General features: G+C 60.5%; 25 protein-coding genes. 15 read left to right on the forward strand and 10 right to left on the reverse strand.

Going from position 1 to position 25,726, the window contains the following annotated elements; translation table 11 throughout:
* Positions 1 to 79: 79 nt before the first annotated feature.
* Positions 80 to 760 carry a response regulator gene (locus A7P95_RS03010; RefSeq protein WP_067590947.1) on the reverse strand — a complete coding sequence of 227 codons (681 nt, stop codon included), beginning with the start codon at positions 758 to 760 and terminating at the stop codon, positions 80 to 82.
* Between the two features lie 288 nt (positions 761 to 1,048).
* On the opposite strand from A7P95_RS03010, the gene A7P95_RS03015 reads away from it, so the two are divergent.
* A complete protein-coding gene (locus tag A7P95_RS03015) occupies positions 1,049 to 1,618 on the forward strand; it encodes an inner membrane CreD family protein (RefSeq protein ID WP_067590950.1) in 570 nt (189 codons plus the stop codon).
* A 177-nt stretch (positions 1,619 to 1,795) separates the two neighbouring features.
* On the opposite strand, the gene A7P95_RS03020 is transcribed toward A7P95_RS03015, so the two are convergent.
* Together A7P95_RS03020 and lpdA are read right to left on the reverse strand one after the other, a co-directional pair.
* Positions 1,796 to 2,806: an N-acetyltransferase gene (locus A7P95_RS03020; RefSeq protein ID WP_218916351.1), complete on the reverse strand. Its 1,011-nt coding sequence runs from the start codon at positions 2,804 to 2,806 to the stop codon at positions 1,796 to 1,798.
* A 133-nt stretch (positions 2,807 to 2,939) separates the two neighbouring features.
* The gene (lpdA, locus tag A7P95_RS03025) at positions 2,940 to 4,745 is read right to left on the reverse strand and encodes a dihydrolipoyl dehydrogenase (protein WP_067590953.1); all 1,806 of its coding nucleotides are present in this window, start codon (positions 4,743 to 4,745) and stop codon (positions 2,940 to 2,942) included.
* Positions 4,746 to 5,062: 317 nt separating this feature from the next.
* Between lpdA and pssA the strand changes: the two genes are divergently transcribed.
* The 8 genes from pssA to A7P95_RS03065 all read left to right on the forward strand — a co-directional run bounded on the left by pssA (position 5,063) and on the right by A7P95_RS03065 (position 12,230).
* Positions 5,063 to 5,857 (forward strand): CDP-diacylglycerol--serine O-phosphatidyltransferase, encoded by a 795-nt coding sequence (gene pssA, locus A7P95_RS03030; RefSeq protein WP_067590955.1) that lies wholly within the window; start codon positions 5,063 to 5,065, stop codon positions 5,855 to 5,857.
* 96 nt (positions 5,858 to 5,953) lie between these two features.
* Entirely contained in the window at positions 5,954 to 6,763 is an 810-nt protein-coding gene (locus A7P95_RS03035; RefSeq protein ID WP_067590958.1) for a sulfite exporter TauE/SafE family protein, read from the forward strand.
* Positions 6,764 to 7,077: 314 nt separating this feature from the next.
* Positions 7,078 to 7,503: a nucleoside-diphosphate kinase gene (gene ndk / locus A7P95_RS03040; protein ID WP_067590961.1), complete on the forward strand. Its 426-nt coding sequence runs from the start codon at positions 7,078 to 7,080 to the stop codon at positions 7,501 to 7,503.
* Between the two features lie 116 nt (positions 7,504 to 7,619).
* Positions 7,620 to 8,711, forward strand: a complete 1,092-nt coding sequence (rlmN, locus tag A7P95_RS03045; protein WP_067590964.1) for a dual-specificity RNA methyltransferase RlmN — start codon at positions 7,620 to 7,622, stop codon at positions 8,709 to 8,711.
* Positions 8,712 to 8,716: 5 nt separating this feature from the next.
* A complete protein-coding gene (gene pilW, locus A7P95_RS03050) occupies positions 8,717 to 9,490 on the forward strand; it encodes a type IV pilus biogenesis/stability protein PilW (protein WP_067591150.1) in 774 nt (257 codons plus the stop codon).
* Positions 9,487 to 10,380 carry a helix-turn-helix domain-containing protein gene (locus A7P95_RS03055; protein WP_067590967.1) on the forward strand — a complete coding sequence of 298 codons (894 nt, stop codon included), beginning with the start codon at positions 9,487 to 9,489 and terminating at the stop codon, positions 10,378 to 10,380. The genes pilW and A7P95_RS03055 overlap by 4 nt, the downstream gene beginning before the upstream one ends.
* 13 nt (positions 10,381 to 10,393) lie before the next feature.
* The gene (gene ispG / locus A7P95_RS03060; RefSeq protein ID WP_067590970.1) at positions 10,394 to 11,671 is read left to right on the forward strand and encodes a flavodoxin-dependent (E)-4-hydroxy-3-methylbut-2-enyl-diphosphate synthase; all 1,278 of its coding nucleotides are present in this window, start codon (positions 10,394 to 10,396) and stop codon (positions 11,669 to 11,671) included.
* 166 nt (positions 11,672 to 11,837) lie between these two features.
* Positions 11,838 to 12,230, forward strand: a complete 393-nt coding sequence (locus A7P95_RS03065) for a hypothetical protein (RefSeq protein ID WP_245636551.1) — start codon at positions 11,838 to 11,840, stop codon at positions 12,228 to 12,230.
* 291 nt (positions 12,231 to 12,521) lie between these two features.
* Here the strand turns inward: A7P95_RS03065 and pdxH are convergent, their stop codons facing one another.
* The gene (gene pdxH, locus A7P95_RS03070) at positions 12,522 to 13,154 is read right to left on the reverse strand and encodes a pyridoxamine 5'-phosphate oxidase (protein ID WP_067590973.1); all 633 of its coding nucleotides are present in this window, start codon (positions 13,152 to 13,154) and stop codon (positions 12,522 to 12,524) included.
* Between the two features lie 136 nt (positions 13,155 to 13,290).
* Between pdxH and hemA the strand changes: the two genes are divergently transcribed.
* The 3 genes from hemA to A7P95_RS03085 all read left to right on the forward strand — a co-directional run bounded on the left by hemA (position 13,291) and on the right by A7P95_RS03085 (position 16,720).
* Complete coding sequence (hemA, locus tag A7P95_RS03075) at positions 13,291 to 14,547, forward strand: glutamyl-tRNA reductase (protein ID WP_067590976.1); 1,257 nt, start codon at positions 13,291 to 13,293, stop codon at positions 14,545 to 14,547.
* A gap of 366 nt (positions 14,548 to 14,913) precedes the next feature.
* Positions 14,914 to 15,357: a universal stress protein gene (locus A7P95_RS03080; protein ID WP_067590979.1), complete on the forward strand. Its 444-nt coding sequence runs from the start codon at positions 14,914 to 14,916 to the stop codon at positions 15,355 to 15,357.
* A 196-nt stretch (positions 15,358 to 15,553) separates the two neighbouring features.
* Entirely contained in the window at positions 15,554 to 16,720 is a 1,167-nt protein-coding gene (locus tag A7P95_RS03085) for a PilT/PilU family type 4a pilus ATPase (protein WP_067590982.1), read from the forward strand.
* Between the two features lie 155 nt (positions 16,721 to 16,875).
* Here A7P95_RS03085 and gltS read toward each other — a convergent pair whose 3' ends face one another.
* From gltS to zwf, 5 genes are all read right to left on the reverse strand, one after another.
* Positions 16,876 to 18,114 carry a sodium/glutamate symporter gene (gltS, locus tag A7P95_RS03090; protein WP_067590985.1) on the reverse strand — a complete coding sequence of 413 codons (1,239 nt, stop codon included), beginning with the start codon at positions 18,112 to 18,114 and terminating at the stop codon, positions 16,876 to 16,878.
* A 211-nt stretch (positions 18,115 to 18,325) separates the two neighbouring features.
* Positions 18,326 to 19,315: a glucokinase gene (locus tag A7P95_RS03095; RefSeq protein WP_067590988.1), complete on the reverse strand. Its 990-nt coding sequence runs from the start codon at positions 19,313 to 19,315 to the stop codon at positions 18,326 to 18,328.
* The gene (gene pgl / locus A7P95_RS03100) at positions 19,296 to 20,009 is read right to left on the reverse strand and encodes a 6-phosphogluconolactonase (protein WP_067590990.1); all 714 of its coding nucleotides are present in this window, start codon (positions 20,007 to 20,009) and stop codon (positions 19,296 to 19,298) included. The genes A7P95_RS03095 and pgl overlap by 20 nt, the downstream gene beginning before the upstream one ends.
* Positions 20,010 to 20,115: 106 nt before the next feature.
* Entirely contained in the window at positions 20,116 to 20,592 is a 477-nt protein-coding gene (locus A7P95_RS11900; RefSeq protein WP_067590993.1) for a hypothetical protein, read from the reverse strand.
* Positions 20,593 to 20,754: 162 nt separating this feature from the next.
* Positions 20,755 to 22,203, reverse strand: a complete 1,449-nt coding sequence (gene zwf / locus A7P95_RS03110; protein WP_067590996.1) for a glucose-6-phosphate dehydrogenase — start codon at positions 22,201 to 22,203, stop codon at positions 20,755 to 20,757.
* 137 nt (positions 22,204 to 22,340) lie between these two features.
* On the opposite strand from zwf, the gene pmbA reads away from it, so the two are divergent.
* Positions 22,341 to 23,669 carry a metalloprotease PmbA gene (gene pmbA, locus A7P95_RS03115; RefSeq protein WP_067590999.1) on the forward strand — a complete coding sequence of 443 codons (1,329 nt, stop codon included), beginning with the start codon at positions 22,341 to 22,343 and terminating at the stop codon, positions 23,667 to 23,669.
* A gap of 27 nt (positions 23,670 to 23,696) precedes the next feature.
* Here the strand turns inward: pmbA and A7P95_RS12310 are convergent, their stop codons facing one another.
* A complete protein-coding gene (locus A7P95_RS12310; RefSeq protein WP_255593039.1) occupies positions 23,697 to 23,825 on the reverse strand; it encodes a hypothetical protein in 129 nt (42 codons plus the stop codon).
* A gap of 29 nt (positions 23,826 to 23,854) precedes the next feature.
* On the opposite strand from A7P95_RS12310, the gene A7P95_RS03120 reads away from it, so the two are divergent.
* Positions 23,855 to 24,643 (forward strand): hypothetical protein, encoded by a 789-nt coding sequence (locus A7P95_RS03120; RefSeq protein WP_067591002.1) that lies wholly within the window; start codon positions 23,855 to 23,857, stop codon positions 24,641 to 24,643.
* 55 nt (positions 24,644 to 24,698) lie between these two features.
* The gene (locus A7P95_RS03125) at positions 24,699 to 25,610 is read left to right on the forward strand and encodes a DMT family transporter (RefSeq protein WP_067591005.1); all 912 of its coding nucleotides are present in this window, start codon (positions 24,699 to 24,701) and stop codon (positions 25,608 to 25,610) included.
* Positions 25,611 to 25,726: the final 116 nt, after the last annotated feature.

Genomic DNA, 25,726 nt, shown 5'->3' on the forward strand with positions numbered 1-25,726 from the left:
GTGTTTCAGGCTGCCTTTCGGTGCGCAGGGCTACCTGAAAAAGGCTACCTGAAAAATACGGCAGCCTGAAAACGCCGCATCAGCCTTCGCTAAAACTATACCCCAGCCCGTGGTGCGTGCGGATGGGTTCGCCGGCCACGCTCGCTTCGCGCAGTTTGTGGCGCAGGGCGCGGATGTGGGTGTTGATGGTGTGCGGGTCGGAGGGGCGGTTGCCGCCGAACATGGCGGCGAGCAGTTCTTCGCGGCTGAACACGCGGCCGGGGCGGTGCAGCAGGGTGCGCAGCAGGCGGTATTCGCCCTGCGTGAGCGGCAGTTCGCGCCCTTGGTGGCGGATGCAGCAGGCGGGCGCGTCGTCGTGCCATACCAGTGCGGATTCAGCTTCGGCGGCGGGCTGTGTTTGTGTGCGCCGCAGCACGGCTTTGACGCGGGCGGTGAGCTCGCGCGGGCTGAAGGGTTTGCCGATGTAGTCGTCTGCGCCGAGCTCGAGGCCGAGGATGCGGTCGGTTTCTTCGTCTTGGGCGGTGAGCATGATGACGGGCTGGGCATACTGCGGGCGCAGGGTTTTGAGCAGTTCGAAGCCGTCGGTGTCGGGCAGGCCGACGTCGAGCAGGAGCAGGTCGAAGCGTTCGCGCGCGAGCAGTTGCCGTGCCTGCCCTGCGGTGGGGGCGATGCGTGCGGTGAAATGGGCGCGGGCGAGGGTGAGTTCGACCAGTTCGGCGATTTCGCGCTCGTCTTCGATGATGAGGATATGCGGGTTCATGGCGGGGCGGGGTTTCTGCAAAATGGCGGATGGGCGGTTTTCAGGTAGCTTTTTTAGGCAGCCTTTGCGCCCGATATGCTGTGTATGGCCGGAATCGTGGTTTCTTCATAACACGGCATGACTCCGGCGGTATTGTACGCAAGGGCGGCGGGCGGCACACGCTTTCAGGCTGCCTTCTTCATGAAATCTTCATTATTGCTCCACGGGAAATTGACGCGGCACGGGCATACTGGGCGCAGTTGGCAGGCGCGTGTCCTGCCGTGTTTGATTTTTTTGAAGGAGCAGAAAATGACGAAAAAACTATGGAGCGTGTTGGGGCTTTGCCTTGTGTTTGCCGTGGTGCTGTTTGCGATTTACGGCCTGGCGGAGCAGCGGGGGTATTACCAATCGAGCACGCTGTTGGACGCGGAAGACTACCGCATGATTATCCGCAGCGTGAAATACGGCATGGTGCTGGTGGTGCTGGTGTTTGCCTCGTTCTTTTTGAGCGAGGTGTTGCAGGAATGGCGCATCCACCCGATGCAGTATCTGCTGGTGGGCGCGGCCTTGTCGATATTTTACCTGCTGCTGCTTTCGCTGGCCGAGCATATCGGCTTTACCGCCGCTTATTGCATCGGCGCGTTTGCCTGTATCAGCCTGCTGTGCTGGTATCTGCATTTCGTGCTGGCCACCACGCGCGGGGTGTATATGATGACCGCGCTGCTCGCGGCGGCCTACGGCGCGATGTTCGTGCTGGTGAAAATGCAGCAATACAACCTGCTGGTGGGCTCCTGCCTGCTGTTTGCCGCGCTGTTTGCGGTGATGTATTACACGCGGGAAATTGATTGGTATGCGCTGGGCGGGGAGGCTAAAGATTAGTGCGCGATAGGCGGATAAAGGCTACCTGAAAATTTTAGCTGCGCAGAAACTCGTAAAGCTTGTTTTAGCTGCGCTGAAGCAGACGCTTTCAGGTAGCCTTTTTATATGCCGGTGCGGCTGAGGGGAGGCTACCTGAAAATATGGCTGCAAACAAAAACAGTTGGGCTGCTTGGGCGGTTAGCGGCGGGAGTCGGGTTCGTTTTTGCGGTAGTGCCCTTGCTGGTAGGGGACGGCATGGTTGCGGATTTCTCCTTTGGTGAGGCGGTGCCATGCGCCGCGCAGATAGGTGAGGCCGACGGCGAGCAGGCCGTCTTGCTTGAGGCGGCGCGGGTGGAATTCAAAATACACCGGCAAAATGTGGAAGCGGAAGCTTTTCGAGGCTCGGTTTACATAGTCGCAGTCTTCGCCCAGGGTGATGGTTTCGTCGAAACCGCCGAGATGGCGGTGGACGGTTTGCGTGCTGAAGATGCAGGCGCCGGCGCATTGGGGAAACCAAAACTGCATGGCACGCATTATCCAGTCGGCGCTTCGGATGGCGGCACGGATGCGCCAGGAAGGGTCGCGGCTGCGGAGGCGGGCGGCGGCCACCAATAGGCCGCTGTTGTCTAGCGCGCGGCGGGCTCGGGCCAGGAAGTCGGCATCCAGCCGCACGTCGGCATCAAAGAAAATAAGCCGGTTGGCGCGTGCTTCGGCGGCGCCTGCGTTGCGCCCTAAGCCGACGCTGCGTGCTTTCATGGCCACCGTGCGCAGGTTGAGGCTACCTGAAAAACGGCGGGCAACGGCCAGGGTGTCGTCGTCACTGTTGCTGTCGCTCACGATGACTTCGAAATCGTTGAAGGTTTGGGCTTGCAGGTCGCCCAGCAGCTTGGCGATATTTTCTTCTTCGTTCAGCGTGATGATGACGATGCTGAAGTGCGGCCGGTGCAGCAGGTCGCCATACTCCGGGTGGTGCTCGATATAGGTGCGCACGAAGGAGCAGCTCGGGCGTACCGGCCAGCCGTGGGCGCGGGCGTGCGCCAGCGCGGTTTGCACCAGCCGTGTGCCGATGCCGCGCCCGCCGATGGGCGGCGGCACAACGGTGTGCCGGAAATCATAGGTGCCGTCGGGCAAGAGGGTATAGCTGAGGTAGGCGGTTTCGCCGTGTTCGGTGAGTTCAAAACGTTGGGCAGCGGGTTGATGGGTAACCATGGTTGGCGCCTGGAAGCGGAAAGGGAACAGGATAATATAGTGAATTAAATTTAATCCACTATACAGAGAAACAGGCTACCTGAAAAATGCAGAACGGTTTTCAGGTAGCCTGTTGAACTAAGCAATCAGATGCTTATTTTTTCTTGCGCTGCGGGGGCAGGTCGGTGCAGGTGCCCATGGCCACTTCGGCGGCCATGCCGATGCTCTCGCCCAAGGTCGGGTGCGGGTGGATGGTTTTGCCGATGTCTTCCGCATCGCAGCCCATTTCGATGGCCAGGCAGATTTCGCCGATCATGTCGCCGGCGTGGGTGCCCACAATGCCGCCGCCGATAATCAGGCCGCTTTCGGCATCGAAAATCAGCTTGGTGAAGCCTTCGTCGCGGCCGTTGGCGATGGCGCGGCCGGATGCGGCCCACGGGAACACGGCTTTGGTGATCTTGATGCCGTCGCGTTTGGCGATTTCTTCGGTTACGCCCACCCAGGCCACTTCGGGGTCGGTGTAGGCCACGCCGGGGATCACGCGTGCGTCGAAATAGGCTTTGTGGCCGGCGCAGTTTTCGGCGGCCACGTGGCCTTCGTGCACGGCTTTGTGCGCCAGCATGGGCTGGCCGACCACGTCGCCGATGGCGTAGATGTGCGGCACGTTGGTGCGCTGCTGTTTGTCCACTTCGATGAAGCCGCGCTCGGTTACGGCCACGCCGGCTTTTTCGGCGTCGCACAGTTTGCCGTTGGGCGCGCGGCCGGCGGCCACCAGCACGAGGTCGTAGCGCTGCGGCTCTTTCGGCGCTTTTTCGCCTTCAAAGGTTACATAAATGCCGTCTGCTTTGGCTTCCACGGCCACGGTTTTGGTGTTGGTCATGATGTTGTCGAAGCGGTGTTCGTTCATCTTCTGCCATACTTTCACCAAATCGCGGTCGGCGCCCTGCATCAGGCCGTCCATCATTTCCACCACGTCCAGGCGGGCGCCCAGCGTGCTGTACACGGTGCCCATTTCCAGGCCGATGATGCCGCCGCCGATCACCAGCATCCTTTCAGGCAGCTTGCCGCCGTTTTCACGCAGCTCCAGCGCGCCGGTTGAATCCACAATGCGTGGATCTTCGGGGATGAAGGGCAGTTTCACCACGCGGCTGCCCACGGCGATGATGCAGTTTTTGAAGGCGACGGTTTTTTTCTCGCCGGTTTCGGTGGCCTGTTCGTATTGGGGCGATTCGGTGAGCGCCACTTCGATGTGGTTGGCGCCCACGAATTTGCCGTAGCCGCGGATGATGTCCACTTTGCGGGCTTTGGCCATGCCGGCCAGGCCGCCGGTGAGCTTGGCGATGACTTTTTCTTTATAGGTGCGCAGTTCGCCCACATTGATTTCGGGCTCGCCGAACTTGATGCCGTTTTTCACCAGGTGTTTCACTTCGTCGATCACGGCGGCGTTGTGCAGCAGTGCTTTGGAGGGAATGCAGCCCACGTTCAGGCACACGCCGCCCAAGGTGCTGTATTGCTCGATGATGGCGGTTTTCAGACCTTCGTCGGCTGCGGCGAAGGCAGCGGAATATCCGCCCGGGCCGCCACCCAACACGACCACGTCGTATTCGGCATCGGCGCTGCCGGCAAATTGCGCGGCCTGCGGCGCGGGTGCGGCGGCTTTCGGGGCTTCCTGCGCGGGAGCAGGAGCAGCGGCTTTGGGCGCTTCGGCAGCGGCGGCCGCGCCGGCGGCTTCAATCACGGCAATCACGCCGCCTTCGGAGATTTTGTCGCCCACGTTCACGCGCACTTCCTTCACCACGCCGGCGGCTTCGGCCGGCACGTCCATGGTGGCTTTGTCGGTTTCCAGCGTAATCAGCGTGTCTTCCACGGCGATGGTGTCGCCCGCTTTGATTTCCACGGCGATGATGTCCACGTTTTCGTGGCCGCCGATGTCGGGCACTTTCAATTCGATCAAGCTCATTATTTTGCCTTTCTTGTGTGTTGGGTTGTGTGTGCCGATAAAAGCGCTGCAACCCGTGGGGTTGTTGGGGGAGGGCTACCTGAAAAAGGCTACCTGAAAAATGTCTGCTTCAGCGCGGCCAAACAAGCGGCGCGAGTTTCTGCGCGGCTCGAAAGCGGAACCGTTTCCGGCCGCCCGATGGTTTGCTCAAGGGCGGATTATAGCGCACTTCGCCGCCTTTTCTGCGGCTTTGTTTCCGGCTTGGGAGCGGGGCGGATTGCGGCGGGAGGGCGGTTGCGGTATATAATGCCGCTCAAACCGTAGCTTGCGAGATTGCCATGAATCCGTTTGACACTCCCGGACAGCCCGCCAGCCGCCGCGAGGCTTTCCGCCAAAACAGCATCTATCTGCTGCCCAATTCCTTCACGCTGGCGGCTTTATTTTGCGCCTTTTTCGCCATCACCCAAGCCATGCACGGCCGCTATGAAGCAGCCGCGGTGGCGGTGTTTGTGTCGATGCTGCTCGACGGCATGGACGGCCGCGTGGCGCGCTGGACCAACAGCCAGAGCGCGTTTGGCGAGCAGCTCGACAGCCTGGCCGATATGGTGAGCTTCGGGGTGGCGCCGGCGCTGATTGCCTATCAGTGGCAGCTCCACGATTTCGGCCGCATCGGCTATTCGGTGGCCTTTATCTACTGCGCCTGCGCGGCTTTGCGCCTGGCTTTGTTCAACACGCTCATTGGCAAGGTGGACAAACGCTGGTTTATCGGCATTCCGAGCCCGACGGCGGCGGCGCTGGTAATCGGCCTGGTGTGGGTGGACCACAGCTTCGGCGGCCTGCCGCTGGCGGGCTGGTGGTGTTTGATCATCACGCTGTTTGCGGGGCTTTCGATGGTGGTGCAGATCCGCTTTTGGAGCTTCAAGGAAATCAATATGCGGCGCAAGGTGCCGTTTTTCGGGCTGATTTTGGCGGTGCTTGGCTTTTTGGTGATCACTTGGGAGCCGTCGCTGGTGTTGTTCCTGCTGTTTTTGGCCTACAGCCTGTCGGGCTATGTGCTGTGGTTTTGGCAGCGCGGCCGCAAACAGAAGCCGCAAGCGCAAGCGAAGCCGGAAGACGGGCCAGAGGCTACCTGAAAAACTTTGGGCGACTGAGAGGCTACCTGAAAAGCTGAATGATGAATACGCCGCTGCCGATTGTTTTCCGGCGGCGGTTTTGCAATGGAGGCGGATATGTGGGGCATGGAAGTGTGGCTGCCGCTGTTGGCGGTGGGCGCGGCGGCGGGCTTTTTGGCGGGGCTGTTGGGCATCGGCGGCGGGGCGGTGACGGTGCCGATTGTGCTGTGGTTTCTGGGCAAGCAGGGCATTGGCGGGGCGCACAGCCAGCATTTGGCGGTGGGCACGTCGATGGCGGTGATGGTGTTCACCACCTTTTCCAGCGCGCTGGCGCAGCAGAAAAAAGGGGCGGTGCGCTGGGAGTTTGTGCGGCGTATGGCGCCGGGGCTGGTGGCGGGCAGCCTGCTGGGCTCGCTGGTGTCGAACCGGATTCCCACTTTCGGCTTGCAGGTGTTGTTTATCGTGTTTTGCTATTTGGTGGCGGCGAAAAATTTGTTTCGGCTCAATCCGCAGCCGGCGGCCAAGCTGCCGGGCGAACGTGCGCAGGTGGGCGTGGGCGGGCTGTTTGGGCTGCTTTCGAGCTGGGTGGGCATCGGCGGGGGCTCGCTGTCGGTGCCGTTTATGATGTATTGCCGCGTGCCGGTGCATCAGGCGGTGGCCACTTCCAGCGTGCTGGCTTGGCCGATTGCGGTGTCGGGGGCGGCGGGCTATTTGGTGTCGGGCTGGGATGTGCCGGGTTTGCCGGCGGGCACGCTGGGCTTCTGGTATCTGCCCTGCGTGGCGGCGCTGGGGGTGTGCACGGTGTTGTTTGCACCCTTGGGGGTGACGGCGGCGCACCGCCTGCCGCCGGAATGGCTGAAGCGGGCTTTCGGGGTGTTGATGGTGGTGATCGGCAGCCAGATGCTGTGGAAGCTGTTGTATGGCTGAGGCGCTTCACTTCCTGCCGCGTTAGCTCGCCTTGCCGTATTGCCCATACTGCCTGCGGCTCGCTGCTTGGGATGAAGTGAAGCGCTTCAGCTATAGGGATTGCTGTTTCATTCGGGCTACCTGAAAACGGCGGCTGCAAATCTCGGCGGGCAAATGCAAAAATCCGTATCCGAACAAGCAATCCCGTGGAAAACTTGCTAGAATGACGCCCGCTGGCCGCAGCCTGTTGCACCGGCGCGCCGTGCCGGCGGCGGAAAGCCGGTTTAAAAATGAATAATCGCCAGCCCCTTATCCCCGAACTTTGGAGAATCCCGATGGCCGTTGAACGCACCTTGTCCATTATCAAACCCGATGCCGTTGCCAAAAACGTGATCGGCAAAATCTACAGCCGTTTTGAAAGCAACGGCCTGAAAATCATCGCCGCCAAAATGAAGCACCTCACCCGCGAAGAGGCCGAAGGCTTCTACGCCGTGCACAAAGAGCGCCCGTTTTTTGCCGATTTGGTGCAGTTTATGACCAGCGGGCCGGTGATGATTCAGGTGTTGGAAGGCGAAAACGCCGTGGCCAAAAACCGCGAGCTGATGGGCGCCACCAATCCGAAAGAAGCCGCGCCCGGCACCATCCGCGCCGATTTCGCTTCCTCCATCGATGCCAACGCCGTGCACGGCTCCGACAGCTTGGCCAATGCCGCCATCGAAGTGGCCTATTTCTTTAACGAGCAGGAAATCTGCCCGCGTTAAAGCAGCAGGCACAGCAGGCTACCTGAAAGTTTCAGGCATTGAAACTCGGTTTTCAGGTAGCCTTTAAGCCTTTATCCAATTAGAAATATAACGAACACAGCCGCCCCGCTGCCCGTATGAAAACCAACCTCCTCAACTACGACCTCGCCGGCCTCACCGCCCACTTCGCCCAGATGGGCGAAAAGCCCTTCCGCGCCCGCCAAGTGATGCGCTGGATGCACATGGGCGCCGCCGGCGATTTCGACGAAATGACCGACCTGGCCAAATCCCTGCGCGCCAAGCTAAACAAGCATGCCGAAGTGGGCGTGCCCGCGCTGATGGCCGCGCAGGAAAGCCGCGACGGCACGCGCAAATGGCTGCTCGACGTGGGCACTGGCAACGGCGTGGAAACCGTGTTCATCCCCGAAACCGAGCGCGGCACGCTGTGCATCTCCTCGCAGGTGGGCTGCGCGCTGGAATGCACCTTCTGCTCCACCGGCCGCCAAGGCTTCAACCGCAACCTCTCCACCGCCGAAATCATCGGACAATTATGGTGGGCAAACAAAGCCTTGGGCGCCACGCCGAAAAACGAACGCGTGATTTCCAATGTGGTGATGATGGGCATGGGCGAGCCGCTGGCCAACTACGACAACGTGGTTACCGCGCTTTCCATCATGTTGGACGACCACGGCTATGCCTTGAGCCGCCGCCGCGTTACCGTGTCCACTTCCGGCATGGTGCCGCAGATGGACCGGCTCAAAGAAGACATGCCGGTGGCGCTGGCCGTGTCGCTGCACGCGCCGAACGACGCCATCCGCAACGAAATCGTGCCGCTCAACAAAAAATACCCGCTCAAAGAGCTGATGGCCGCCTGCCAACGCTATCTGGCCAAAGCGCCGCGCGATTTCGTTACTTTTGAGTACGTGATGCTCGACGGCGTGAACGACAAACCCGAGCACGCCCGGCAGCTGGTGGAATTGGTGAAAGACGTGCCGTGCAAATTCAATCTGATTCCGTTTAATCCCTTCCCCCATTCTGGCTACCGTCGCTCCGGCAACGAGAGCATCCGCGTGTTCCGCGACATCCTCTATCAGGCCGGGCTGGTGGTAACCGTGCGCAAAACGCGCGGCGACGACATCGACGCCGCCTGCGGCCAGCTGGCCGGACAGGTGCAAGACAAAACCCGCCGCCAGCAGAAATGGCTGCAATTACAAGTTGTGAAAGGTTGATGATCATGAAAAAAAGTTTCATTGCTTCCCTAACGACGCTCGCCCTGCTCGCCGGCTGCGGCGGCATCACCATCCACACCGGCAGCAAAGAGGCGCGTAACCGGCCGGAAGAAATCGCCGCCATCAAAATCCAGCTCGGCATCGAATACATGAACGCGCGCGACTACCGCGCCGCCGTGGACGCCATCGAAGAAGCCTTGCGCCTGCAACCGCGCAACGCCAACGCCTGGCTGGTGCGCGCCGAGATTTACCAATATCTGAAAGTGCCGGAAAAGGCGCAGGAAAGCTTCCAGCGCGCCTTGGCCATCCAGCCCAACAGCGCCGAAATCAACAACAACTACGGTTGGTTTTTGTGCAACGCCGGCGGCCGCCTGAACGAATCGCTCACCTATTTCGACCGCGCCTTGGCTGACCCCACCTATCCCAGCCCGCAGGTGGCCTATATGAACAAGGGCATTTGCAGCGCCCGCCTCGGCCAATACAATTTGGCCACCTCTTACCTGGAGCGCTCGCTGGCCGCCGACCCAAGCTTTGCGCCTTCGCAGAAAGAAATGGCGCGCGTGCGCATGTTGGAAGGCAACCTGGGCGAGGCCGACCGTCAGTTCCGCCAATATCAGAGCAAGGTGGACAGGCTCAGCGCCGACGACCTGCTGCTGGGCTGGAAAATTGCCCGCGCCCGCGGCCAAACCCAAGCCGCCTACGAATACGAAGCGCAACTGCGCACCAACTACCCGTATTCGCCCGAACTTGAAGAAATCACCACAGGAAGACCCAAATGACCGAAATTTCCAACCCGCAACTGGCCGCCGCCGAAGAACTGGGCAGACTGCTGCGCCACAACCGCGAGCAGCAGCAGCTTTCCATCGGTGACGTATCCGAGCATCTGAAGCTGCCCGCCCGCCAGGTGGAAGCGCTGGAAAACGCCGATTTCGACAAACTGCCCGAGCCGGTATTTGTGCGCGGTTTCCTGCGCAGCTACGGACGCTACCTGAATTTAGACGAAGAGGTGCTGAACAACTATCTCGAGCAGCTTGTGCGCGCGGATCCGGCCTTGCGCCCCGCTGCTAAAGCCGATGCCGGCGAAGTGAAGATGACCTATCACAACGCGCGCCTGCGCAAACCCTTCCCGCGCTGGGTGTTCGGCGTGGCCGCCGCCGTGGCGATTGTGGGCGCGGTGTATCTGTGGCAGGGCAAATCCAAAACCGAACACGAACGCCAAAACGCGCAAACCAGCATTCCGGAAAACCAAGTGCTGCCGCCCAATCTGAACGGCAGCAGCGTGCAAGTATTGCCTTTGCAGGATGCTTCCGCACCGTCGGCTTCTGCCCCCGCAATTTCAGGTAGCCAACCCTTGCCGGCGGAAAACGCCTCTGCCGCTTCCGCGCCGGCTGCCGGCATCCAGTCGGCAGCCGGCGAGTTAGTGATCAAACTGCGCTTCCGCTCCTTTCTCACCGTTACCGATAAAGACGGCCAGATGCTGGTGAGCAAAATCGTGCCGGCCGGCAGCGAACACCGCTTCTCCGGCAACGGCCCCTACCGCGTGCGCATCGGCTTTGCCAAAAACAGCCTGGCCAGCTACAGCGGCCGCGACATCAATGTGGCCGACCACATGGTCGACCGCAAAACCGCCGCCTTCACCGCCGGCGCGCCGGATGCTGCCGCACAATAACAACAGCTGATTTATGAACACAACCCTTCCTCCCCGGCGGCGCACACACCAGGTGCAAATCGGCCATATCGCCGTCGGTTCCGATTCGCCGGTGGTGGTGCAGTCGATGACCAACACCGACACCGCCGACGCCGAAGCCACCGCCTTGCAGGTGAAAGAGCTGAGCGACGCCGGCTCGGAAATGGTGCGGATTACCGTGAACAACCCACAGGCCGCCGCCAAAGTGGCCGAAATCCGCAGCCGGCTCGACGACATGGGCTGCGCCACGCCGCTCATCGGCGATTTCCATTTCAACGGCGAGCGCCTGCTGGCCGAGTTCCCCCAATGCGGCAAAGCCTTGGCCAAATACCGCATCAACCCCGGCAATGTGGGCAAGGGCGCCAAGGGCGATGAAAAATTTGCCTTTTTAATCCGCACCGCTGCCGAAAACGACAAAGCCGTGCGCATCGGCGTGAATTGGGGCAGCCTCGACCAAAGCCTGGCCAAACGCCTGATGGATGCCAACCGCAGCCGCCCCGAGCCGCTGCCGCCCGAAGCCGTGATGAAGGAAGCGCTGGTGCTTTCCGCGCTCGAATCCGCGCAAAAAGCCGTGGAATTGGGGCTACCTGAAAACAAAATCATCCTTTCCTGCAAAGTGAGCGCCGTGCAGGATTTGATTCAGGTATACCGCGATTTGGGCAGTCGCTGCGCCTACCCGCTGCACCTCGGGCTCACCGAGGCCGGCATGGGCAGCAAGGGCATCGTTGCCTCCACCGCCGCGCTGGCCGTGCTCCTGCAAGAAGGCATCGGCGACACCATCCGCATCTCGCTCACCCCCGAGCCAGGCAGCTCGCGCACGCAGGAAGTGATTGTGGCGCAAGAGATTCTGCAAACCATGGGGCTGCGCTCCTTCACGCCGATGGTTACCGCCTGCCCCGGCTGCGGCCGCACCACCAGTACCGTGTTTCAAGAGCTGGCGCGCGACATCCAGCAGCACTTGCGCCGCCAGATGCCCGTGTGGAAAGACCAATACCCCGGCGTGGAAAGCCTGAACGTGGCCGTGATGGGCTGCGTGGTGAACGGCCCCGGCGAGAGCAAGCTGGCCGACATCGGCATCAGCCTGCCCGGCACCGGCGAAACGCCGATTGCTCCCGTGTATGTGGACGGCGAACGCAAGGTTACGCTCAAGGGCGACAATATGGCGGCCGAGTTTTTGCAGATTGTGGAAAACTACATCGTGGAAAACTACGGAGAAGGCGGCAAAAAACGCCGCAGCCAAGTGCCCAAAATCATCCCCATCCGCCAAGCCTGATTGAGGGCTACCTGAAAATTTGTCTCCAAGCAAAAACCTTTGCCCGTTCCTCAGCGGCAAAGGTTTTTGTTTTTCAGGTAGCCTTCCTCCTCGATAGAGCTTATCCGGCAGATTGGCTATAATGGCGCCAACCGCAGCCAATAGCGGGAAACCCAAGGGAAACATCATGACCGACCTGCGCCAGCTCCTGCTCAAACTCTATCTGCTCAACAACCACAAAATCGAACACAAAGTTTACATCTACAGCTATCGCGGCGTAACCGACGTGGCCACCAACCCCTTCCAATACGTGAGCGGCGATTTGGCGGAAAACGTGAAAAAAAGCCTGATTCTGCAAAACCTGGCCAGCGGCGAGATGCTGCAAGCCTTCATTGTGTCCACCGAAGAGAGCGCCGGCAAAACCCACAGCGCCTACAAAATCGAAAACACCGTGCTCTACGGCAACAAAACCGGCGTCATCATCGAAATCGGGCTGGATAAAGACAAAATCGAGAAAACCGACAAATACCGCCAATTCAGCCACCTAGCCACCAGCATACTGCGCCAGTTTATCGACTAACGAAGTTGGCCGGCAACAAAAAGGCTACCTGAAAGCGTCAGCTTCAGCGCAGCTAAAACGAGCTTCGCGAGTTTCTGCGCAGCTAAAACTTTTCAGGTAGCCTTTCCCGTGCTTTGCGCGTATGGCAACGTCAATCTTGTTATCCATTAATCCGCTATATTGCCGATAAACAAACCAAGAAAGCCAACAAAGGCTACCTGAATATTTTAGCTTCGTAGAAACTTCACGGCGCCCAAGTTTTAACTTCGTTGAAGCTGACGCTTTCAGGTAGCCTTTTGCCATATTGCCAAACTAAGGCGCCAGCCGCTCCTTAATCCATTCGCCGTTTTCCAAACGGTATTGGATGCGGTCATGCAGGCGGCTGGGGCGGCCCTGCCAGAATTCCACGCGGTCGGGAATCAGCAGGAAGCCGCCCCAATGCGGCGGGCGCGGCACGTGCAGCGGGTGTTTGATGGCTTCTGCCGCCGCGCGCGCCACGATGATGCTTTTGCCGGCAATCACGCTGCTCTGCTCGCTCGCCCACGCGCCCAGGCGGCTGGTGTAGGGGCGGCTGGCGAAGTATTCGTCGGAAGCCTTGGCGTCTAATTTCTCCACCCGCCCTTCGGCGCGCACCTGCCGCTCCAGTTCCGGCCAGAAGAAGGTGAGCGCGGCAAAGGGATGGGCGGCCAGAGCGCGTCCTTTGCGGCTTTGGTAGTTGGAGAAAAACACGAAGCCCTGCGCGTTCACTTCTTTCAGGAGCAGGATGCGGCTGTTGGGGCGGCCGTCTTCGCCCACGGTGGCCACGCTCATGGCGGTGGGCTCTTTGGCGGCGGAGTGCATGGCTTCGCCCAGCCATTTTTCAAACTGCGGCAGCGGCGCGGCGGCACATTCGGCTTCGGATAATTCCTGCTTGCTGTAGTCTTCGCGGATGTCGTGCAGATCCATTCGGGGTTTCTCCTTTCTCTCGGATGGTTTAATTGATAGATGTTATCATCTTGAAGTTGTTCAATAATATTTTCTTTTGGCTGCGTATTGCTTATAATGCGCGCTTTCGGTTTTGGAAATTTTGGAAACGTTTGCCATGCAGCTCACCGCCATCGGCTTAAACCACCAAACCGCTCCGCTGAGCATACGCGAGCGTTTGGCTTTTGCCGCCGCCATGTTGCCAGACGCTTTGCGCGCGCTGGTGGGCAGCCGCACGGCCGAAGAAGCCGTGATTTTGTCCACATGCAACCGCACCGAATTATACTGCGTGGGCGAGCCGGACGATATTGTGCGCTGGCTGGCCGACTACCGCAAGATTCCCGGCAGCGCGCTGGAGCCCTATCTTTATCGTTATCAAACCGAAGCCGCGGTGCGCCACGCCTTCCGCGTGTCTTGCGGGCTGGACAGCATGGTGCTGGGTGAGCCGCAGATTCTGGGGCAAATCAAAGATGCGGTGCGGGTGGCGCAGGAGCAGCAGGCCGTGGCTTCCAACCTGCACGCGCTGTTTCAGAAAACCTTTGCCATCGCCAAGGAAGTGCGCACCAGCACGGCGGTGGGCGCCAATTCGGTGAGCATGGCGGCGGCCAGTGTGAAGATGGCCGGCCAGATTTTTCCCGATATTGGCGAATTGAACATTTTGTTTGTGGGCGCGGGCGAGATGATTGAATTGGTGGCCACGCATTTTGCCGCCAAGTCGCCGCGCGGCATCATGGTGGCAAACCGCACACTGTCGCGCGCGCAGGAGTTGTGCGCCAAGCTGGCTTCGCCGGCCGCGCCCTGCCTGTTGAGCGATTTGCCGCAGCGGCTGCACGAGTTTGATGTGGTGGTGTCGTCCACCGCCAGCCAGCTGCCGATTATCGGCAAGGGCATGGTGGAGCGGGCGCTGCGCGGGCGCCGCCGCCAGCCGGTGTTCCTGCTGGATTTGGCCGTGCCGCGCGACATCGAGGCGGAAGTGGCCGAGCTGGGCGATGCCTACCTCTACACCGTGGACGATATGATGCAGGTGGTGAACAGCGGCCTGGCGGCGCGGCAGCAGGCGGCGGCGGAAGCCGAGCAGATGGTGGAAAGCAAGGTGGAAGAGTTTATGAGCTGGCAGCGCCGCCGCCAAAGCGTGCCGCTGATCCGTTCGCTGCGCGACGAGGGCGAGCGGGCGCGGCAGCAGGTGTTGGAGAATACGCTGAAGCTGCTGGCCAAGGGCGTGCCGCCGGAAGAGGCGCTGGCCAGGCTCTCGGTGCAGCTCACCAATAAGCTGTTGCACGCGCCCACCCGCGCGCTTTCGAAAGTGGACGGGCAAACGGCGCACCTCACCGAGGCGTTGGTGCAGGTGTACGGGCTGGATAAGCCGCGCGCTTGAGCTTTGCTTGCCGGTAAAAATAGAGGCTACCTGAAAACTATTTAAGCTTCGCAGAAACTTGCGTTGCCTGTTTTCAGGTAGCCTTTTGCATGGCCGGGCGGCGGGGAAGGCTACCTGAAAAAAGCGGGAGGAACCGGCTCAGTGGCGAGCCATTCGTTTTTCAGGTAGCCTGCCTTTGTGCCGCAGAGAAATGCGCCGGTGTTGTTATCTTAGCCGGAAAAATGCGCTTTTCAGGGGTTTTGCCTGTGTGAAACGGCGATTTGCTTTACAATCGGGTTACCAGCAAGTGCTCAGACGACAACGGATGGGCGGCTTCGGCGGCGGCAGTATCCCGCCTAAGCGCCTGCAAACAAAAGGAGTATGAAAATGTATCAACGAATTTTGGTTCCGATAGACGACAGCAAAACTTCCGTGCATGCCTTGCAAGAAGCCTGCCGGCTGGCCAAGGCGGTGGGCGCCACCCTGGTGGCGGTGCACGTGGTGGATTTAACCGATTTGAAGCGCGAGGCCAATATGCTACCGCGCTCCGAAGAGCTGTATGCGATTGAGGCGCAGGTGGCCGACCATGCCGAATCCATCATGAAAGAGGCCGGCGTGCCCTATGAAATCGAAACGCTGGAAAACGACGGCATGCGCATTGCCGACGTGCTGATTAAAGAAGCCGCGCGCCAAGAGTGCGACCTGATTGCGATGGGCACCCACGGCTTCAGTGGCCTTTTGCACTTGCTGATGGGCTCCGTGGCCGAAGGCGTGCTGCGGCAGTCGCATGTGCCCGTGTTGCTGTTCCGCCGCGCCGACGACGAAGAATAACACCCTGGTTTTTCAGGTAGCCTCTGTGCCAGCATAGAGGCTACCTGAAAATATAGTGAATCAAAATTAAGAATGCTACGGCGTTGGCTTGCCTTGCCGTACTGCTGGTACTGTCTGCGGCTCGCCGCCTTGTCCCATTCTTATTTTGATTCACTATGTATTTAACTGATTTATCACTAAAAATGGAAAACGTTTTATGGCAATTCCCGCTTACAACGAAGAGATGAAAAAATTCATCCACGGCCTGCTCCACCACCTGGTGCAAAGCAAAGGCTCCGACCTCTTCATCACCGCCGGCTTCCCCCCGGCCATGAAGCTCGACGGCAAGCTCACCCCGATCACCGACAAACCGCTCACTGCCGACCACACCGCGCTCATCGCCCGCGCCCTGATGGACGACAAACAGGCCGAAGAGTTCGACAACACCAAAGAATGCAACTTCGCCATCAGCCTGGCCGGCGTATCCCGCTTCCGCATTAACGCCATGGTGCAGCGCGGCGCCGCCGCCCTCGTGTGCCGCGTGATCACCAGCGAAATCCCCAAGTTCGACAACATGAACCTGCCGCCGATTTTGAAACAAGTGGTGATGGAAAAACGCGGCCTCGTCATCTTCGTGGGCGGCACCGGCTCCGGCAAATCCACCTCCCTGGCCGCCATGATCGACTACCGCAACGAAAACAGCTACGGCCACATCATCACCATCGAAGACCCGATCGAATTCGTGCACCCGCACAAACACTGCATCATCACCCAGCGTGAAGTGGGCGTAGACACCGAAAACTGGTTTGCCGCCCTCAAAAACACCCTGCGCCAAGCCCCCGACGTGATCCTCATCGGCGAAATCCGCGACCGCGAAACCATGGACTACGCGCTCGCCTTCGCCGAAACCGGCCACCTCTGCATGGCCACCCTGCACGCCAACAACTCCAACCAGGCGCTCGACCGCATCATCAACTTCTTCCCCGAAGAGCGCCGCACCCAGCTCTTGAACGACCTCTCGCTCAACCTCAAAGGCTTTATTTCCCAGCGCCTCGTGCCCAAGCCCGACGGCAAAGGCCGCGTGGCCGCCGTAGAAGTGCTGCTCAACTCCCCGCTGATTGCCGAGCTGATTTTGAACGGCGACATCCACGGCGTGAAAGAAATCATGGCCCGCTCCCGCGACTTGGGCATGCAAACCTTCGACCAATCCCTGTTCGACCTCTACGAAGCCGGCCTGATTTCCTACGACGACGCGCTGAAAAACGCCGACTCGGTAAACGACCTGCGCCTCAATATCCAGCTCAACAGCAAGCGCGGCAATGCCGGCCAGGCCTCTGGCATCGACAATCTGGCGATTGTGGGCATGGAAGAAGGCGAAGCCTAATCAGGCTACCTGAAAAAAGTTGGCACAATAAAGGCAGGTATCCAATACCTGCCTTTTTCGGCTTTGCAGAACTCGTTTTTCAGGTAGCCTTTTCCCACTGCACAAACCAAAACGGCATCCCGCAAGAGGATGCCGTTTTTTCAACCGGAGCCAACTTATTTCAGGAAATTCACAAAGCCGGACAGAATCAGCGCATTGATGATGTCCACGAAGAACGCGCCCACCAGCGGCACAATCAGGAAGGCCTTGTGCGAGGGGCCGAAGCGTTCGGTGATCGACTGCATATTGGCTACCGCGGTTGGGGTAGCGCCCAAGCCGAAACCGCAGTGGCCGGCGGCCAGCACGGCGGCATCATAGTCGCGGCCCATAAACACATAGGTGGCATAGGTGGCATACAAAATCATCACCACAGTTTGCACCAGCAGGATGATGGTAACCGGGCCGGCCAGGCCGGTGAGCTGCCACAGTTTCAGGTTCAGCAGCGCCATGGCCAGGAAGAGCGACAGCGAAGCATTGCCGAACACGTCAATGGCGCGGTCGAACATATTGAATTTGAAGCCCATCACCAACACGTTGCGCAACACCACGCCGCCAAACAGCGCCCACACGAATTTGGGCAGGTCGAACAGGTATTGTTTGTCGATGCCGTCCATGATTTCGGAGAAAGAAAGGCAGGCGGCAAACATGGCCAGCGTTTCAATGGCAGAAGTGGCGGTAATCAGGCGGGTTTGCTCGGCGTGTTCGAACACGTCGTCGGTGTTTTTGCCGGAATCGTCGGAAGCGCATTGGCGGTCGGCTTGATTGACTTCCTCGTCAGACAAGGGTTTGCGCCCCATTTTGTTGATCAGGCGGCGGGCCACCGGGCCGCCGATCAAGCCGCCGGCCACCAGGCCGAAGGTGGCGGAAGCCATGCCCAGCTCGGAGGCGGCGGGCACGCCGTATTTCATCAGGTCGGGCGCCCAGCCGGCTGCGGTGCCGTGGCCGCCGGTGAGCGTGATGGAGCCGGTAATCAGGCCGGTCATCGGGTGCAGGCCGAACATGCTGGCCAAGCCCACGCCCACCACGTTTTGTAGCAGGATGAAGGCGCCCACTACGGCAGTGAACACCACCAAGGGCACACCGCCCGCTTTCAGGCGCGAGAAATCGGCGCTCAGGCCGATAGAGGTGAAGAAGATCAGCATGAAGGTGTCTTGCAGCGGTTTTTGGAAACCGAAACTGACGCCGCCGAAAGAATAGAGGGCGAGCAAAGCTGCTGCTGCCGCCAGGCCGCCGGCCACCGGCTCGGGAATATTGAAATCCCGCAAAAATTTGATTTTGCGTACCATCGCCTTGCCCAGCAGCAGCACCATCGTTGCCGCGATCAAGGTATAGTAGCTGTTTACTTCGATTTCCATAGCTGTTTACCTCGTTGAAATAATTAGACAATTAATACAGGCCTGCGGGTCGTTTCAACAGGCCTCAGGCGGATATTAGGATAGCAGTTAAAAATTGTCAAAGCATATTGCTTGCTTTTTACACTCGCGGGAAGGAGCAAAAAACGGCAAAAGGCTACCTGAAAATGCGCAATGCGGGTTTTCAGGTAGCCTGTTGAACGGTCGCACAGATTCAGTGCGCGTCCTGCAAATGTTCGGCCAGCGCCACTGCCGCGCCGGGCAGGCCTGGGTATTTGTTGAGCACCACGAATACCGGAATCGCCGCCAGATAGGCATCGAAACGGCCTTTGTTTTCAAAGCGGCTGCGGAAGGGCGAGGAGTGGAAATAATCGATGAAGCGCGGCACGATGCCGCCACACAGATACACACCGCCGCGCGCGCCTAACGTGAGCGCCAGATTGGCTGCCACCGTGCCGAGCATGGCGCAGAAAATATCCAGCGCCAGCCGGCACAGCGGGGAATGGCCGCTGAGGGCGCGTTCGGTGATGTCGGCGGCGGAGAGCTTGGGGCGGCTGATTTGCTCGCGCGCTGCCAGCCCTTCGTGAATCAGGCTGAGCCCGGCGCCGCACAAAAAGCGCTCGGCCGACACATGCCCGAACTTCTGCTTGGCGTATTGCCACAAAAACACTTCGGTGTCGTCGAACGGCGAAAAGCTCACGTGCCCGCCTTCGCCCGCCAGCGCGGCAAAACGCCCCGCCGCATGCGGAATCAGGCCGGATACGCCCAAGCCCGTGCCCGGGCCGAGCACCGCCACCGGCATATCCGGCAGCGCGGCGCCGCCGCCCACCTGCACCAGCTCGCCGGCAGCCAAATGCGGCAGCGCCAGCGCCTGCGCGGTGAAATCGTTGAGCACCAACAGCGTGTCGAAACGCAGCGCCTGGCGCGTGGTTTCGATGGAAAACGCCCAGTGGTGGTTGGTCATCTGCACCCAGTCGCCCACCACCGGATTGGCAATGGCGATGGCGCAGTGGCGGATTTCAGGTAGCCCCACCTGCGCCAGATAGGCGCGCACGGCATCGGCCAGCGTGTGGTAGTCGTTGCAGGGCAGGATGCGCACTTCTTCGATTTGCAGTGGCGCGGTTTCCAGCGCGAAGCGGGCATTGGTGCCGCCGATGTCGGCCACCAGGCGCGGCCAGTTTGGGTTAGTCTGCGTAGTAGGCATGGCATTTCTCTGGGTGGGATGTGTCTTGCAGGCGTTGCAGCAGCAGGCCGATGGGGAAAGATAGCGGGTTGGCCGCGGCCTGCTCCAGCACGGCGCGTTTCTCCGCCCCTTGGATGGATACGAACAGGTGCGGCACGGCGGCGAGCGCGTTCAGGCTCATGCCGATGCGCTCGTGTGCGGCGGTAATGGGGCTGGTGTGCGCCAGTTTGGCGCCGTATGCGGGCGACACGGCTTCGGCCAGCTGCGGCGCTTGTGGAAACAGCGAAGCGGTGTGCCCGTCGGCGCCCATACCGAGCACGGCGATGTCGGGCGCGGGGAAACGGGCTTCGGCAGCGGCCAGCGCGGCGGCGGGGTGGGCGGTGTCGCTTTGTTCGTCCACCAGCGGCAGGAAACGGGCTTCGGCGGCGGCTTGCGCCAGCAGGTGGCGGCGCACCAGCGCGGCATTGCTGTCGGCGTGGGCTGGCGGCACCAAGCGCTCGTCCACCAGCGTAACGGTAACGTTCGGCCAATCCAGTGCCTGCTGCGCCAGCGCTTCGAAAAACGCCACCGGCGAGCGCCCGCCGGACACGGCCAGCACGGCGCGGCCTTGGGTGCGCAAACATTGCCACAGGCAGCCGGCCACGGCCTGCGCCAGCGCGGCGGCTTGGGCGGCGGGGGTGGGGAAAGTGTGCCAAGTGAGGAAGGGGCTGGTCATATTTTTCAGGTAGCCTTGAAAGGGAAAGGAAACGGCAGGACAAGTTTTCAGGTAGCCTTATCAAGAGGCTACCTGAAATACTCAAGCATGACTGGGATAATGCCTGTTATAAGGAAACCATACCCATCATACTCAATACAAAGATCACGATAAAGCTGTATACAAATAAGCCGCACACGCCGAGGATACCGAAAAATATCGGTTTGCCCCAAGACTTGCGCGGATAATCCGTGCCGAATTCATCTTTCACCTGTGCCACCTGTTTGCGGCCCACGCCGCCATACCACGCGCCCAGCAAGGCGAGGCCGAGCACGTTGGTGCCTATATCAAAAATCACGAAAATCGGAATAGCAATCGCCACCACGGCCAGCATGCCCCAAATGAAGGCTTTGTTCAGTTTCTCCAATTCTTGGTCGCCCAAGGCGCGGGCGTTGAGCATATGCAGTGCCGCGCCGAATATGGGCGAAAACAGCAGCGACCAGCAGGCGGCCGCATTCGGGTTCCACAATTCGGGCGTGCCTTGGCCGCGCAATCCGGTGTTTTCGCTTTGCGGGGCGCGGTAGCGTTCGTCGAAATTATTCATGGTGAAGCTCCTTGGGTTTGGGTGATGGGATGGCGGGATTATAGCTGAATATTCAGTGGATTGTTTTTTCAGGTAGCCTTTTTGCTTGTTGAGGCTACCTGAAATTTTGAAAGCTTTAAAACTCAAATCATTACTATCGATTTTCAGGTAGCCTGAACGAGCCTAGCGGTTGCGCCAGTCCACGCCACAGGCGGCGGCCATGTCGATGGCGGCGTCGGGGCCGTGGCTGCCGGCGGCGTAGGGCAGGGGCTCGGGCCGGCGTGCTGCCCAGTCGTCGAGCACGGGCTGGAGCCAGCGCCAGGCGGCTTCGAGCTCGTCGCTGCGCATGAAGAGGGCGAGTTTGCCGTCGATGGCGTCGAGCAGGAGGCGTTCGTAGGCGTCGGCGCGGCGTTCGGGGAAGATTTTGAGCAGGTCGAGGTCGAGCGCGGCTTCGTGCACGCACAGGCTGGTGCCGGGGGCTTTCATCTGCAGGAAGAGTTTGACGGATTCCTGTGGTTGCAGGCGCACGCTGAGGCGGTTGGGCGAGCCGCCGCAGCCAAACAGGGGGTGGGCTTCGGGCCAGAAGTGCAACACGATTTCGGCCAGCCGCCCGGCCATGCGTTTGCCGGTGCGCAGCAAAAACGGCACGCCGCGCCAGCGGGGGTTGTCGATTTCGGCGCGCAGGGCGACGAAGGTTTCGGTGCGGCTTTGCGGGGAGATGTCGGCTTCTTCGCGGTAGCCGCGCACGCTTTGGCCGCGGATTTGGCCGGCGGTATATTGGCCGCGCACCACGTCGGCGCGCACGCTGTAGGCGTTGAAGGGCTTGAGCGCGTTGAGCACGCCGAGCTTGGCGTTGCGCACGTCGCTGTCGCCGAGGGAGCGGGGCGGCTCCATGGCGGTGAAGCAGAGGAGCTGCAAAAGGTGGTTTTGCAGCATGTCGCGCAGGGCGCCGGTTTGGTCGTAGAACTCGCCGCGTTTTTCCACGCCGAGCTCTTCGGCAATGGTGATTTCTACGGCGCGGATTTGGGCGGAACACCACAGGGGCTCGAACAGGCGGTTGGCAAAGCGCAGGGCGAGCAGGTTTTGCACGGGCTCTTTGCCCAGATAATGGTCGATGCGGTAGATCTGCTCTTCGCGGAAGAAGGCGGCCACGGCGGTGTTGATGCGCTGCGCGGAGGCAAGGTCGTGGCCGAGCGGTTTTTCCAGCACGATGCGGGTTTCGGCGCGGTTGAGCCCGGCGGCGGCGAGGTGGCGGCAGATGGGCATGAAGTAGTGCGGCGCGGTGGAGAGGTAGATCACCAGGGCGCGGCCTTTTTGCCCGGCGGCGTTGCCGAGCTGCCCGGCAAGGCGGTGGAACTGCTCGGCGTTTTCGGCGTCCACGGGCAGGTATTCGATGCGCCGGCAGAAGCTTTGCCATTGCGGCTCTTCTAGGTTGGGGATGTGCGGCCGGGCGGATTCTTCCACTTTTTTCAGGTAGCCTTCGCGGCCGAGATCGCGGCGGCCGAGGCCGATGATGCGGCCTTCGGCGTGCAGCGTGCCGGCGGCGTGGGCTTGGTAGAGGGCGGGCAGCAGTTTGCGCATCACCAGATCGCCGGTGCCGCCGAAGAAGACTAAATCGAATGGGGTGGACATGATGGATGGCCGTGAAACAGAAAAAACAGGCGCATTATAGCGAAAGCATGGGTGGCAGCCCAAAGGCTACCTGAAAAATAGGCAGCCGCTTCGGTTACAATACCGCCTTTCCATTCTATCGACACAGGCACACCACCATGTTCAACCACAGCGAGCAAACCCTGCGCGACGTTTGCGCCCAAGCCCTGGCGCTGGCCAAAGCCGGCGGCGCCACCGCTGCCGAAGCCGACGTGAGCGAATCCATCGGCCAATCGGTGCAGGTGCGTTTGCAGGAAATCGAGCAGATCGAATACCAGCAAGACAAATCGCTCGATCTTACCGTGTATGCTGGGCAGCGCAAAGGCCGTGCCAGCACCGCCGATTTCTCGCCCCAAGCCATTGCCGACACCGTGCGCGCCGCGCTCGACATCGCCCGCTACACCGCCGCCGACGATTGCGCCGGCCTGGCCGATGCCGCGCTGATGGCCACCGAATTTCCCGATTTGCACAGCTACTACGAATGGCCGCTCGACACCGCCGCCGCAGCCGAGCTCGCCCGCCGCAGCGAAGCAGCCGCGCAGCAGGCCGACAGCCGCATTTGCAATTCCGAAGGCGCCGGCGTGCAAACCGGGCATTATCAATACGTTTACGGCAACAGCCACGGCTTCATGCAATACCAAAAAAGCTCGCGCCACAGCCTCTCCTGCAGCATGGTGGCCGGCGGCGGGCAAGGCATGCAGCGCGATTATTGGTATGACATCGCCCGCGACCCCGCCGATTTGGACGCGCCCGAGCACATCGGACAAGCCGCCGCCCGCCGCGCCGTGCAGCGCCTCGGCGCCAGAAGCCTGCCCACCGGCAGCTATCCCGTGCTGTTCGACGCCACCGTTTCAGGTAGCCTCATCGGGCATCTGGTGGGCGCGCTCAGCGGCAGCGCGCTTTACCGCCAAACCAGCTTCCTGCAAGACAGTATCGGCCGCCAAATCCTGCCCGCCGCCCTCAGCCTGCGCGAAGAGCCGCACCTGTCCAAAGCCCTAGCCAGCACCGCCTTCGACGCCGAAGGCGTGGCCACCCGGCCGCGTTTCGTGATTGAAAACGGCATCATCCGCGGCTACTTCCTCGGCAGCTACAGCGCCCGCAAGCTCGGCCTCGACACCACCGCCAACGCCGGCGGCGTGCACAACCTGGTGCTCAACCACACCCACGCCGGCCAGGCCGAGCTCCTGCGCGAAATGGGCAGCGGCCTCTTGGTAACCGAGCTGATGGGGCAGGGCGTGAACACGGTTACCGGCGACTATTCGCGCGGCGCCGCCGGCTTTTGGGTGGAGAACGGCGAAATCGCCTACCCCGTGCAGGAAATCACCATCGCCGGCCGCCTGCAAGACATGCTGCCCAACATCGCCGGCGCCGCCAACGACGCGCTCAAACGCAGCGCCCACAAAGTCGGCTCCCTGCTGCTGGAAAAAATGACCGTGGCCGGGCGTTGAGCATGGCGTGCCGGATGCGGCAAAAGGCTACCTGAAAAATGGGGTGATGAAAGGCCGGAAATATTTTTCAGGTAGCCTGTCCAATTTCAGGTAGCCTTCTGCTTCGTTTAATGCGGCCGGTGTGGCACGGGAGACGAGCCGCAATTTTAAATTCATCGCCCAAACGTCTAATTGATAAGCAAAAAATGGAAACCCTTGAAGCACTGGTGGAACAAGCCTACGAGCTATTTGCCGACTATCCGGCCACCTTCCCGCTCAACGTTTGCGACTGTGGCGGCTGTATGCCCCGAGAAATGCAGCATTCATACCTCAGCATTCCGCTGCGCGAATGGAGCGAAGCCATGATGCGTGTCTATCAGAGCAGTGCAATAGTCATTGTGGGGGAAGCCGCCGATGGCATTGCCGAGTTCAAACATTTCCTGCCGCGCATCGCGCAGGGCATTATCCGGCTGGAAGATACGGCAATCACTACGGAAATGGCTTGGTATCGTGCACATTTTTCGCAGCGCGAATGCTGGCTGCCGGCCGAAATAGACTGGGCAAAACGCTTTGCCCGCGCGTGGTTTGCGCATTTGCTGCACCATGGCTGCCACCCTCTGTCGGAGAACCTGACCGGATTTCTGTGTATGTTCCAACACGCCGAATTGGATATGATTCCCGAGCTGCTGCAATTGTGGACGCAACACAGCATGCAGCCGACGGCGATAGACGAATTTGTTGCAATATTGGAAGAGTTGCCCGATGGCGGCAATGCGGCAGCATGGGATGAAAGCTGCCTCTGCTACCTGCCCGAATACGGCTACCGCAACGAAGAGTTTGCGGCCGTGATGAACGGCTGGCTGCTGGCCCCCGAAACCCGGCAAGCCTTTTTGCAGGCGCTGGCGCATTATCTGCCCCGCAATGTGCCCGATGAATACAACGCCGAGAAATGGCAGCGTGCGTATGCCCGGTTGAGCAGTGAGCATGTGAAATAAAGCAGGCGCGGCTCGAACAGGTTTCGGCGGCTGCGCTGAGTGTGAAGAGAAAAATATGTTCTACCAAATCATGGCGCTGCTCTTGTGGAGCAGCTCGTTTATTGCGGCGAAGTATGTGTATACGATGATGGAGCCGCCCTTGATGCTGCTGTTTCGCCTGGGGATTGCGGCGCTGTTGGTGCTGCCGATGGCGCTGCGCTTCGGGCGGGGCTTGTCGCGGCGGCAGTGGCGGGGGCTGCTGTGGCTGTCGTTTTGGAATTTTGTAGTGGTGTTGAGCTTGCAGTTTTGGGGTTTGAAATATACGTCGGCGGCGAGCGCCTCCACCATCATCGGGCTGGAGCCGCTGCTGATGGTGTTTATCGGGCATTTCTTCTTCCGCGATTATGCGCGCTGGTATCACTGGCTGTGCGGGCTGCTGGCGTTTGCGGGGGTGGCGCTGTTGGTGGCGGGCGGCGGCGAGGGCGGGGAAGTCGGCCTGGCGGGCTGTGCGCTGGTGTTGGCGGGCGGGGCGGTGTTTTGCGCGATTATGCGGCCGATGCAGCGGATGGTGGCGGAAATCGGCTCGCCGGCGTTCACTTCGCTTTCGATGGCGGTGGCGCCGCTGCTGTATCTGCCGGTGGGTTTGCTGTCGCTGGGGAAGGCGGAGGTGGCGTGGAATGTGCCGGGGGTGCTGGGGCTGCTGTATTTGGGGGTGGGGTGCAGCTGGCTGGCCTATACTTTGTGGAATAAGGGCATGAAAACGGTGTCGGCCAATTTTTCGGGCATCCTCACGGCCTTGGAGCCGATTTTCGGGGCGTTTTTGGCGGTGTGGGTGTTGGGCGAGCGGATTTCGGCGCTGTCGTGGCTGGGGATTGTGCTGGTGGTGGCGGCCACTTTGGCGGCGGTGTGGGTGCCGAAGTGGCTGAAGCGGCGGCAGGCGACCGGCGGGTTTGCCATGGCCGAGGCAGATATGGATTTGGCTGAATGAAATCAAGGCTGAACTAAAGGCTACCTGAAAACCGGTTTTCAGGTAGCCTTTATAGCGAACCAAATTGGCTTTCGATACCAGGCAGCGAGCCGCAGACAGTACGGGAGTACGGCAAG

The organism is Eikenella longinqua, from assembly GCF_001648355.1.
GTDB lineage: Bacteria > Pseudomonadota > Gammaproteobacteria > Burkholderiales > Neisseriaceae > Eikenella > Eikenella longinqua.